This window comes from Methylobacter psychrophilus (assembly GCF_025583945.1).
Lineage (GTDB): Bacteria > Pseudomonadota > Gammaproteobacteria > Methylococcales > Methylomonadaceae > Methylobacter_C > Methylobacter_C psychrophilus.
Map to the genome: position 1 here is coordinate 1 of NZ_JAOEGU010000033.1, position 12,674 is coordinate 12,674.

The 12,674-nt window shown below is 44.2% G+C and carries 8 protein-coding genes; 5 read left to right on the forward strand and 3 right to left on the reverse strand.

Annotated features, from left to right (window positions below; translation table 11 throughout):
• Positions 1-590: 590 nt before the first annotated feature.
• From N7974_RS14220 to N7974_RS14230, 3 genes are all read right to left on the reverse strand, one after another.
• Complete coding sequence (locus N7974_RS14220) at positions 591-1,925, reverse strand: DASH family cryptochrome (RefSeq protein WP_262966257.1); 1,335 nt, start codon at positions 1,923-1,925, stop codon at positions 591-593.
• Between the two features lie 130 nt (positions 1,926-2,055).
• Entirely contained in the window at positions 2,056-2,598 is a 543-nt protein-coding gene (locus tag N7974_RS14225) for a glutathione peroxidase (RefSeq protein ID WP_262966258.1), read from the reverse strand.
• Positions 2,599-2,896: 298 nt separating this feature from the next.
• Positions 2,897-4,606, reverse strand: a complete 1,710-nt coding sequence (locus tag N7974_RS14230) for a proline--tRNA ligase (RefSeq protein ID WP_262966259.1) — start codon at positions 4,604-4,606, stop codon at positions 2,897-2,899.
• Positions 4,607-5,098: 492 nt separating this feature from the next.
• Here N7974_RS14230 and aceE point away from each other — a divergent pair, with 492 nt between their 5' ends.
• From aceE to N7974_RS14255, 5 genes are all read left to right on the forward strand, one after another.
• Complete coding sequence (gene aceE / locus N7974_RS14235) at positions 5,099-7,777, forward strand: pyruvate dehydrogenase (acetyl-transferring), homodimeric type (RefSeq protein ID WP_262966260.1); 2,679 nt, start codon at positions 5,099-5,101, stop codon at positions 7,775-7,777.
• Positions 7,778-7,875: 98 nt separating this feature from the next.
• Entirely contained in the window at positions 7,876-9,183 is a 1,308-nt protein-coding gene (locus tag N7974_RS14240) for a 2-oxo acid dehydrogenase subunit E2 (protein ID WP_262966261.1), read from the forward strand.
• Positions 9,184-9,200: 17 nt separating this feature from the next.
• Positions 9,201-10,616, forward strand: a complete 1,416-nt coding sequence (gene lpdA / locus N7974_RS14245; RefSeq protein ID WP_262966262.1) for a dihydrolipoyl dehydrogenase — start codon at positions 9,201-9,203, stop codon at positions 10,614-10,616.
• A 271-nt stretch (positions 10,617-10,887) separates the two neighbouring features.
• Positions 10,888-11,094: a hypothetical protein gene (locus N7974_RS14250; RefSeq protein ID WP_262966263.1), complete on the forward strand. Its 207-nt coding sequence runs from the start codon at positions 10,888-10,890 to the stop codon at positions 11,092-11,094.
• A gap of 232 nt (positions 11,095-11,326) precedes the next feature.
• A complete protein-coding gene (locus tag N7974_RS14255; RefSeq protein WP_262966264.1) occupies positions 11,327-12,490 on the forward strand; it encodes a toxin-antitoxin system YwqK family antitoxin in 1,164 nt (387 codons plus the stop codon).
• The last annotated feature ends 184 nt before the right edge of the window (positions 12,491-12,674 follow it).

A 12,674-nucleotide genomic window follows, 5' to 3' on the forward strand; every position in this document is an offset into this window, starting at 1 on the left:
AATCATTCGACCGATCAACTAATGAATAACGCCGACACAGCGATGTATGTAGCCAAGAAATCAGGAAAGAATACCTACCGATTCTTCAATCCAACGATGACCGCACTATTAAGCGATAGTGATGACTAAAGTGATATGCAAGAATTAATATACCCAAGTGGCGCAGGATTTTGTTTATTTACAACGACTGCAAGGACAGATATTTGCTCCTGCAATATCTGCATTCACCACATCCCTGTGGATTATGCAGGAGCTAAAGCACCAACAGTAGGCTCCTTAAGAGACGCAGGAGCAGTTGCCGATGCGTAAAAATAGGCGCGTAGCTGCTGGTTACGTAACTATTTTGACAACACAGTAAATGAATAAAAAGACCAGTAAACTGAGTATATTATTCTAAGAAAATCACCTAAATAGTCAATATGCTGCACATGGCCCTCAATAAACAGAATTAGCGATAGCTATATAATTTATAGCTGACTTATCCAAACTCCAGTATTAAAAACATTAAGATCGGGCACATAAAAAACCGACACTATCCCAAGTCGGTTTCGATTAATGACACGACATTTACAAAAGCCGGCTTTATAGGTTTAAGGAGTGATAAGCGGCCAATCAGCAGCATCGACAGAATCCAATGGTAAATTTGGACTTTGCCCCTGCCACTTGTTAATAAAGCTTCCTTCCTGATCGTATTGCCTGGTTTGCTTGTCCAGATTGAAATGCCGATTGCTCCGGGGATCAGCGCCAACGCCGGCCAGATATTGCCAGTTACCCCAGTTGCTGGCGACATCATAATCCAGCAATTGCTGCTCAAAATAAGCGGCGCCATAACGCCAATCGACTGCCAACTCATTGACCAGACAACTGGCGACAATTTGCCGGGCACGATTGGACATAAAGCCGGTGGTATTGAGTTGTTTCATGGCAGCGTTTACCAAAGGATACGGCGTATTACCCAGACACCACTTCTGAAACCGTTCGGGGTAAAAACTGGTTAAGGGTTTTTGCTGTTTGATACCCTGAAAAACAAACAAGTATTTGCCATGGCGATGGGCATACCATTGAAAATATTCGCGCCATAATAATTCAAAAAATATCCAATACGTCGATTCATTAGCACCAACTTTTTGTTCGAAATCATTTAAATAGTGGCAAATTTGCCGGGCAGAGAGATTGCCGTTAGCCAGCCAGGGCGAAAATTTGGTTGAATTATCCCAGCCATCCAGTTCATTGCGAAGCTCTTTATAACGACTAGCAGAGCCCTTGGCAAAATAATCCGTTAACTGCTTTAAACCAGCTGTTTCACCGCCATTGAAAACCATTTCCTGATCAGCGTCAGGAGTAAATTTTAAACAATCAGGAAAATCCACTAACCAATCAGTTGATGCTGCAGGGCTGGATGGCAAGAAATCAGGGACAGGCAACGGCTTTTCAACGGGTACTTGTTCAACTGCCTGTCTAAATTTGCTAAACGTATCAGGTAATTTATCCAAAGCAAAAGGTAGTTGCTCCAGGGAATATAAACTATGCGTGTCCGACTCGACCAACTGCAATGATGGTAACTGCTTTTGTAAGGCCAGCATTAGTTGATTTTCATAAAAACCGGTTTGGCGACTGCGATAAAGCGACGAAATGCCATGCTCACCAACCAGCGCTGTAATGGCTTTTACGGGTGATTGATAACACACCACAAGATGCTGGCCAAGTTTATGTAATTGCTTATCGAGATCCAGCAGCGAAGCTTTTAAAAAACGCCAACGATTAGCTGACATCATTGCCAAACCATATTGATTCGGCGATAACCACTGCGGGTCCAGACAATAAACACAGAGTAAATAATCCACCTCGGCCGCTGCTTTTAACAGCGCAACATTATCGTGGACCCGTAAATCATTACCAAACCAATAAAGCCCGACATTACGCATAATCATTTAATCCTTATATCAAGCACTACTGTAAAATTAGTTAAACAAGATCCACTGAAACTGACTTCAAAAATTGCTAACGAGGCTAAAAAAACCAGTCATCTACCAGCAATAAAGTTAAGCTCAGCAACTATTTCGCCATTAGCAGTGAATTAATTTTAGAATCCAGTTGTTCGGGAGTGACATTACTGGCAAACGCCTCAACAGTTGCACCATCCCGACTAATCAAATATTTATAAAAATTCCATTCTGGCGCTTGACCGGTAGTTTGAATAAGCTTTTTAAAAAAAGTATTGGCCTCTGCTCCCTTGACTGCGCTTTTTTCCAGCATCGGAAAAGTCACGCCATAATTGATATAACAGACTTTGGCGGTTTTTTCCGATTCATCAAACTCCTGATTAAATTCATTAGAGGGGAAACCGACCACAACCAGACCCTTATCTTTATATTTTTGATACAACGCTTCCAGACCTTTAAATTGTGGCGTATAACCGCAATTACTGGCGGTATTAACAGCCAAAATGACCTTACCTTTAAATGCCTGGCAAAAATCAAGCTGTTCACTTGATCTTAACTTGCTCATTTTATAATTCAGCAAATCAGAACAAGGTTCTGCCGAGACTGCTGACTGTGCAAATAACAACATGCCAGCCAGTAAAATTAGAATTTTCATGAATATACCTTTTGTGTGGGTTAACCGTAAGCTTATCAGTTCTGGGTAAAAGTCAACCGTGTCGCTACCCAAAGAAACAAAAGAGTTTATTGGAAGAATAATGCTACGGCCTGTTGTACGATGAAAAACTATTTTTTATGACTGAATAGCGGCAATACGTCTAAGCTTAACTCACAAAAAAAATGCCCCGCCAGTTTCCTGACAGAGCATTTTTAATCACTCAACTTAACTCTCAAGTAATCAGCATATTTTTACAGACGCAGGCTTTAGGCGATTTCCTGCGAAAAAAATACCCGATTTAAACCAACTTTGCTTGCAGAAATTCAATGATATTTGCAAACGGGACTTCTTCACTGCCCTGCCCTGTTCTGCCTTTGTATTCAAGCGTACCGGCATCCAGACCACGATCACCAATAATAACGCAATGCGGAACACCGATTAACTCCATATCGGAAAACATAAAGCCTGCCCGTACTTTTCTGTCATCAAACAATACGTCGATACCGGCAGCCCGCAAGTCTTGATAGAGCTGCTCGGCAGCAACTTTAAGACGCTCGGATTTGTGCATGTTCATGGGGCAAAGCGCAACTTGAAAAGGTGCCAGATTGGCAGGCCAGATAATGCCTTTATCATCATGGTTTTGTTCAATCGCCGCAGCAACCACGCGAGAAATACCAATACCGTAACAGCCCATGAGCATAATTTGGTTTTTACCCCCTTCATTAATGACGCCAGCTTTCATGGACTCGCTGTATTTACTGCCCAACTGAAAGATATGACCGACTTCAATACCACGAGCCAGGGTAATTTCGCCCTGACCATCAGGACTCGGATCACCTTCAACAACCGTGCGAATATCGGCAACACAGTCAGGAACCGGTAAATCGCGTTCCCAATTGACACCTTGAAAATGCTTGCCATCTTCATTGGCACCACAAACAAAATCAGACATAACCACGACGCTACGATCAGCGATAACAGGTATTGTCAGACCTAGTGGACCTATAGATCCTGGTTTGCAGTTACAGGCACGTTGAATATCATCTTCACTGGCAAATTCCAGTGGCGAAGCAACACCCGCTATTTTTTCTGCCTTGATTTTATTCAGCTCATGATCGCCTCTTAACAACAAAGCTACCAAGCCTTCATCTTCGCCTTTAACAATCAAGGTCTTAAGGCATTGTGTAGCAGACAAGCCCAAGAATTGGCTAACGTCTTCAATGCTGTGTTGATTTGGCGTATCGATGACTTGCTTGTCAGCGGTTGCCGGGGCGCGAGATCCGGTCGGCATCAACGCTTCAGCCTTTTCAACGTTAGCCGCATAATCGCTACCGGTTGAGAAGGCAATGGCATCTTCACCGGAATCGGCCAACACATGAAATTCATGCGAAATGGCCCCACCGATAGAGCCCGAATCAGCAACAACAGCGCGAAATTTTAAGCCCAATTGATTGAAAATATTGGTATAAGCCTGATACAGGACATCATAAGTTTGTTGTAACGAGTCTTGATCCAAATGAAAGGAATAAGCATCCTTCATAATAAACTCACGCGAACGCATAACACCGAAACGCGGACGGATTTCATCGCGAAATTTGGTCTGTACCTGATAATAAGTAATGGGCAATTGTTTATAGCTTTTTAATTCATTACGCGCCAGATCGGTAATAATTTCTTCATGCGTGGGGCCTAAGCAAAACTCACGATCATGACGATCTTTCAACCGTGCCAGCTCGGGGCCATATTGCTCCCAGCGCCCGGTTTCCTGCCAAAGTTCCGCCGGTTGTAAGGCCGGCATTAACACTTCCAATGCGCCTACTTTTTCCATTTCATCCCGCGTAATTTTTTCTACTTTACGTAGCACACGCAACCCCAACGGGAGCCAGGTGTAAAGACCGGCAGCCAGTTTGCGAATGAGCCCCGCACGTATCATCAGTTGATGACTGGTTATTTCGGCGTCAGCAGGTGTTTCTTTTACGGTATTTAGAGGGAATTGACTAGTACGCATGATGTATAGGGAAATGAAAAATAAAACAGCTATTTTACAGCTTTTTAGCGGGTTCCCAAGTTCTTGACCTGGAATTACCTCTTTATATAAAGTAAAGCTGACTGTTATACCTGGCTAAACGGGGCAATACGCGTCACAAAACAAGCGCAGTCTTAAGCTTCAGAACCCATAATCCGTAACATCCAAGGTTATGACCTCCAGCTTGCCTGCAGAAATAACCAGTTTTTTGGTATTAGCTAAAATGGCTTGTCGATCAGCCTTTATTTCGTGTTTTTAATGCCTTTCGTGGACAATCAGGAACATCACTTACTAAAACGGGTGTATTGCGCACCTTCAATTGTATATACTATGTACCGTTACCAAGTCATTCAGACTGCATTGATACTGATATTTTCTCAGCTGATCTTGCAAACCGAGTCAAAACGACTAAATTAAATTTCATAGTAAAATAATTCTTTAAGCCATGCACACCGCGTCCCAACAGGATCACTCATGAACAACAGTTTAATTCCAGAGATTACCGGACAGAATGACATTGATCCGACCGAAACCAAAGAGTGGGTTGAAGCCCTGCAATCAGTATTAGAGCAAGATGGCAGTGATCGCGCGCATTTTCTGATTGAACAACTCGTTGCTGCAGCACGGCATTCAGGATTTGACATCCCTTTTAGTGCCAACACCGCTTATATCAATACCATTCCGGTTTCCCGGCAAGCCAAGTTTCCTGGCGATGCCATTATCGAACAGAAAATCCGCTCCTATGTGCGCTGGAATGCCATGATGATGGTATTGCGAGCGAATAAACATACCAATGTCGGTGGACATATTGCCAGTTTTGCTTCAGCCGCGACCCTTTACGATGTCGGTTACAATCATTTTTGGCATGCCGCTTCCGATCAAAATGACGGCGATTTAATTTTTACCCAAGGCCATTTGACACCGGGTGATTATGCACGTGCCTTCTTGCTTGGAAGACTGACTAAAGAGCAAATGGATAACTTCCGCCAGGAAGTCGACGGTAATGGACTGCCATCTTACCCACATCCTTGGTTAATGCAGGATTTCTGGCAGTTCCCGACAGTTTCGATGGGACTTGGCCCGATTATGGCAATTTACCAGGCCCGTTTCATGCGTTACTTGCAGGATCGCGGCTTTGCCGATACTTCGGAACGTAAAGTCTGGAGTTTTCTAGGTGATGGTGAAACCGATGAACCTGAATCATTGGGCGCTATCGGTATGGCCGGGCGTGAAAAACTGGATAATCTCATTTTTGTGATTAACTGTAATCTACAGCGTCTGGATGGCCCTGTGCGTGGTAATGGCAAAATCATTCAGGAATTGGAAAGTGAATTTCGCGGTGCCGGTTGGAACGTTATTAAACTGGTTTGGGGTCAACGCTGGGATGCGTTATTGGCTCGTGACAGGGATGGTTTACTTACAGCCCGCATGATGGCGTGTGCCGATGGCGACTATCAAACCTTTAAAGCGAAAGATGGCGCTTATGTCCGTGAACACTTTTTTAATACGCCGGAACTAAAAGAAATGGTTTCCGACTGGTCTGATCGAGATATCTGGGAACTGAACAGAGGCGGTCATGATCCTGCCAAAACCTATGCGGCTTTTCATGCGGCTGTACATCATAAAGGTCAACCTACCGTTATTTTAGCCAAGACCATTAAAGGTTACGGTATGGGTTCATCCGGAGAAGCCCAGAATATTTCTCATCAACAAAAAAAGATGAGCGACATATCGCTGAGCCATTTTCGGGATCGCTATGATTTACCGGTCACCGATGAAGAAATGCACAATCTGCCTTATCTGACCTTTGCCGAAGACTCAAAAGAACTGCTGTACATGCAGCAACGTCGTGCAGAATTGGGCGGACATTTACCGTCCAGAAGATCAAAATCTTATGCGCTGGATGTACCGGTATTAAGTGATTTTAAATCCTTACTGGAAGCAACCCGTGAAGGCCGCGAGATTTCCACTACCATGGCCTTTGTTAATATACTCAATATTTTGGTCAAAGATAAAAATATTGGCAAACGCATTGTGCCGATTGTTCCTGACGAATCCCGGACTTTTGGCATGGAAGGCATGTTCAGACAGCTGGGCATCTGGTCACAGGTCGGTCAATTGTATACCCCGCAAGATGCCGATCAACTGATGTTCTACAAAGAAGACAAGCACGGTCAGGTGCTGCAGGAAGGTATCAATGAAGCGGGCGGTTTGTGTGACTGGATTGCGGCAGGCACGGCCTACTCAACCCATAACGTACCGATGATCCCGTTTTTTATCTATTACTCCATGTTTGGTTTCCAACGTGTGGGTGATTTAATCTGGGCTGCTGCCGATCAACGTACCCGTGGCTTTTTAATGGGTGGTACTGCCGGAAGAACGACCCTGAACGGCGAAGGCCTCCAGCACGAGGATGGACACAGTCACTTGATGGCGGCTACCGTCCCTAATTGCGTATCCTATGATCCAACCTACGCTTATGAAGTGGCGGTCATCATTCAGGATGGCTTGCGACGTATGTATGTCGACCAAGAAGATATTTTTTACTACATCACAGTGATGAACGAAAATTATAGCCATCCGGCCATGCCCAAAGGGATAGAATTGGATATACTTAAAGGTATGTATAATTTTCGAACAGGTCCTAAAAACAAAGCACCCCGAGTGCAGTTATTAGGATCTGGAACCATTTTCCGTGAAGTTGAATTTGCCGCCGAGTTGCTCAAAAACGATTGGGGCGTAGAAGCCGATTTATGGAGCTGCCCAAGCTTTACCGAATTGGCCCGTGATGGCCAATCCTGTGAACGCTGGAACCGGTTACATCCAACAGAACCAGCCCGACAAGCGCATGTTGCCAATTGTCTTGGTAATGCGGTGGGCCCTGTCATTGCCGCAACGGATTATACCCGTGCCTTTGCCGAACAAATTCGAGCGTATATTGCAGCACCTTATACCGTATTGGGTACCGATGGTTTTGGCCGCTCCGATACCCGTGAAAACTTACGACGGTTTTTTGAAGTGGATCGTTTCCATGTCACCATTGCCGCACTGAAAAGTCTGGCTGATCTGGGTCAATTTGATCCTGCCAAAGTAGAGGTAGCCATCGCTAAATACGGTATAGCGGCGGATGTTAAAGCTCCCTGGCTAATTTAACGGAAGGACATACATGACTGTTTTCATTGAACACCAGCACCTTACGGCTATATTTGGCTGTAAATTGCCTATGGCTACCTTGTCAGGAAGATATTGAAATGGCAATATTAATAGAAATTAGAGTTCCCGATGTAGGTAATGTTGCTGAAATTGACGTTGTTGAAGTATTGATTCAGGCCGGTGATATCGTCGCACTGGAGCAGACTGTTGCGACACTGGAAACGGATAAAGCCAGTATGGATTTACCCTCCAGTGCGTCAGGAACCATCCAGCAAGTCTATATCAAGCCAGGTGATAAAGTATCAGAAGGCTCGTTAATTGCAACGGTACTGGCAAGTGATGCAGCTGCCAGTAGTACAGAACCCGCTCAACAAGCCGCTACCCCGGTAGCCGCTCCAGTCGATTTGCCTGTAGCAGATAAAGCGCCTGAACCTGTCAATCTGCCGGTAAAATCGGCACCTGTCGTAGCGTCAGCAGAGACTGTAGCAAGCATTGATCCTGCCACTGGAAAAGCCCATGCGTCACCGGCCATACGGCTTTTTGCACGCGAACTGGGCGTTGATGTCAGCAAGATAAAAACCGGTAGCGGGCGTAAGGGACGCATTTTAAAAGACGATGTCAAAAACTTCGTCAAAAAAGTGATTACTGAAGGTATCGTCGCCACCGGATCGGGTATCCCGAGTCTGCCTGCCGTTGATTTTTCACCGTATGGCGAAACAGAAATTCAAAAACTCAGCAAGATTAAACGTCTGACGGGGCAAAACCTGACGCGTGTCTGGCTTAATTTGCCGATGGTTACCTACCATGAAGAAGTTGATATCACCGACATGGAAGCCTTTCGTAATGCACTGAATGCCGAAAAAACCAAAGGTGAATTAAAAATCACCGGCTTGATGTTTATCATTAAAGCACTGGTTGCCGCCATGCAGCAGTTTCCAGAGTTCAATGCGTCTTTATCGGCCGATGGCGAAAGCTTGATTCTAAAAAAATATTTTAATATCGGCATCGCCGTTGATACGCCTAACGGCCTGGTCGTGCCCGTATTGCGCAATGTTAACAACAAAAACATCAATGAACTGGCGCTTGAATTAGCCCAAAAAAGTGACAAAGCCCGTCTGGGCAAGTTGTTGCCCGGTGACATGCAGGGTGGCTGCATGAGCATTTCCAGTCTTGGCGGCATTGGCGGCACCTCGTTTACACCCATTGTTAATGCACCGGAAGTTGCCATACTCGGTGTTACGCGGGCAAAAATGCAACCGGTCTGGAATGGCAAGGAATTTTTACCTCGCCTGATGTTGCCGCTCGATTTAACTTATGACCACCGGGTCATTGATGGTGCACAAGGTGCCCGTTTTATGGCTACCCTCAAGCAATACTTAAGTGATATTCGTCGTTTATTACTTTAATACGGGAAATACCAACAATGAATGAAGAAGTTTTACATGCAGAAGTTTTAGTGCTTGGCGGCGGCCCGGGTGGTTACAGTGCGGCATTTCGTGCTGCCGATTTAGGTAAACAGGTCGTATTGATTGAGCGCTATCCGGTGTTGGGCGGCGTGTGCCTTAATGTCGGCTGTATTCCATCAAAAGCGCTGCTGCATACTGCGCAAATAATTCATGAAGCCGAAGAATTTGCACAACACGGTGTCAGTTACGGTGAGCCGACGATTGATATTGATAAAATCAGAAGCTGGAAAGAAAGCATTACCAAATCCTTAAATGACGGACTGGCTGGCTTGGTAAAACAACGTAAAGTCACCTTGATTCAAGGCACAGGAAAATTTACCTCGCCGGATACTGTGGCCGTGGAAACTGAAGAGGGCATTAAAACCATCCGCTTTGATCAGGCCATTATTGCCGCCGGTTCACGTCCCACTAAAATACCGATTTTTCCGCATGATGATCCACGGTTATGGGATTCAACGGATGCGTTGGCATTAAAAGAAATCCCTAAAAAGCTATTGATTGTCGGTGGCGGCATTATTGGTTTGGAAATGGCAACGGTTTACCATGCAATGGGTTCAGAAATCAGTGTCGTTGAGCTCATGGATCAAATCATTCCCGGTTGCGATAAAGACTTGGTGACACCGTTATTTCGCCGTATAAAAAAGCAATATAAAAATATCTGGCTGGACACCCGTGTAACGTCTATTGAATCTCACAACGAAGGCCTGAAAGTTTTCTTTGAGGGTAAAGGCGCACCTGAATCAGAGCTGTTTGATGCTGTTTTGGTTGCAGTCGGCCGCAGGCCTAACGGACCGTTAATCGGTGCTGATCTGGCTGGCATTACTGTCGATGAACAGGGCTTTATTGCTGTCGATAAGCAACAACGTACCAATGTCGGACACATCTTTGCCATCGGCGATATCGTCGGCAACCCCATGCTGGCGCACAAAGCAGTCCATGAAGGCAAAGTAGCCGCCGAAGTGACTGCCGGGCATAAAACCCACTTTGATGCCCTGACGATTCCTTCCGTTGCCTATACCGATCCTGAAATTGCCTGGATGGGACTTACCGAAAACCAGGCCAAGCAACAAGGTATCGAATACGACAAGGCGGTATTTCCTTGGGCTGCCAGTGGCCGTTCCTTGTGCATTGGTCGAAAAGAAGGTTTAACCAAAATACTCTGTGAAAAAGGCACCGGCAAACTGCTGGGTACCGGCATGGTCGGCACCAACGCCGGCGAGTTAATTGCAGAAGCCGTACTGGCACTGGAAATGGGCGCGGATGCCGAAGATATCAGCTTAACCATTCATGCTCACCCCACGTTGGCCGAAACCTTTGGCTTTGCCGCTGAAATGATCACCGGCACCATTACCGATCTTTATATCAAGAAATAACGATTGCTGGGGGGTAAAGCTTTCACCACGAACGACTGCATGGATGCAGGAGGTAGAGCAACGCAGGAGCAGTTGCCGAGACACGAAGAACACGAAGTTTTTTGATTGGGAGTTAATGGAGTTGTAGGTTGGGTTAGGCGATAGCCGTAACCCAACACTTCAAACCGGTAAATCATTGGCATACAGTTTAGAGGAAGCGCTATGACCACAATTACATTTTGTACAGCGTCTGGAATCGGCTGGAGTTCCGCGCGAACAAACAGAAGTTATTGTGCACGTTATTACTGATACTCAAGAAACATTGGTAACCAACCAATCACTTGATTATCGCCTATCTGAAACAGAATTACGCCTGGATGGGCGCTTTGCACAAATTGATTCTCATCTTATTCAGGTTGAGCAACGCTTAATCATTAAGCTGGTTGGTCTTATAGCTGTATCAGTTGGCATAGTGGCTGCACTGGTAAAACTGTTATAAAGGCTTGTTGGCGATTTTGTTAAAGCTTTTCACCACGAAGACACGAAGATCACAAAGTTTTTACTCTATTAATCAAAGAGCCGTAGGTTGGGTTAGGCGATAGCCGTAACCCAACACATCGAAGCGGCAAATGTTAGGTTACGCTATCGCTCCCAGCCTACAAACTTCGTTGAGCAACAGGTGAATACTATGATGTCAAAGTCACCATCAAATAAATTAAGGATTAAGCGATATGAAAATTAAACAACTTGTCTTGCTGTTAAGTGTATTACTAACGTTAGCAGGATGCACAACAGCAAAGGATAAAGTTGCCTCTAATAGTTCCATATCCTCAGCACAAAAAATGGATGATATTTCAGGGAAACTTAAAGAAAGAATCACTAAAGTCATAGAGGTAAGAAATGGGATTGCTTATTTACCTAATGAAAATAAACCTTTCACTGGTAAATATGAAACGTATTATCCGAATGGACAGAAAGACATTGAAAAAAACTACATAGATGGAAAACTGAATGGATTGAGCACACAGTGGTATGAAATCGGACAGAAAAAGTCTGAATTTAACTTCAAAGATGGAATAGGAAACGGATTAGCTACAACGTGGCATGAAAACGGACAAAAAGAGGTTGAACTAAATCTCAAAAATGGGAAGCAAAACGGATTAATGATGGGTTGGAATGAAAAAGGACAGAAAGAAGTTGAAGCCAATTTCAAAGACGATAAACAGACTGGATTAGATACACAGTGGTATGAAAATGGGCAGAAAAAATCTGAAATACACTACAAGAACGGGGAGAAAAATGGATTAATGATAGGTTGGCATAAAAATGGACAGAAAGATATTGAAATGGGCTTTATAGGTGGAAAATTTAACGGATTAGGCACACAGTGGTATGAAAGTGGACAGAAAAAACTTGAAGAAAATTACAAAGATGGGGAGAAAAATGGATTATCTACAGCTTGGTATGCAAACGGACAGAAAAACTTTGAAATACACTTAAAAGACGGGAAACAGAATGGTTTAGCTACATCGTGGAATGAAAATGGACAGAAAACAATGGAGGCAAATTTCAAAAATGGGAAAATAAATAATAAAAAAGGAATCGTTCCCCTACCCGAAACAGTTGAAAATGAGAATAAACAGAAAACAAGTGATTTCACACAAGAAATAAAAGAACGTTGCCAAATCCAAATTGGCGAACATGGCGCAGCAATGGTTAAAGCATGTGTCGATCAAGACATAGAAGCTCTCGGCGTTCTTGGTTTATACTTAAAAAATCACGAAGCCATTACTAAGCGATGTATTATTCAAATAGGAACAAAAAATGGATACGCAATGATTAAAGCGTGTGCAGACCAAGACATTGAAGCAGAGGATGCACTAAGCAAATATTAACTCGTAAGGTGCAATCCGAAGCCAAGCAATGTAGGCAAAGCTTACCATTTTTAGAGCTTAATTCGAAACTTAAATCCTCGATTCTGTTTTGCTGAATAGAAGACTACTCTCTACGTTGTAAAACCGAGTATTTTCTATGTGCCAGCCACTGACCACGTTGTAAAACCGGGAATCCTCTATGTGC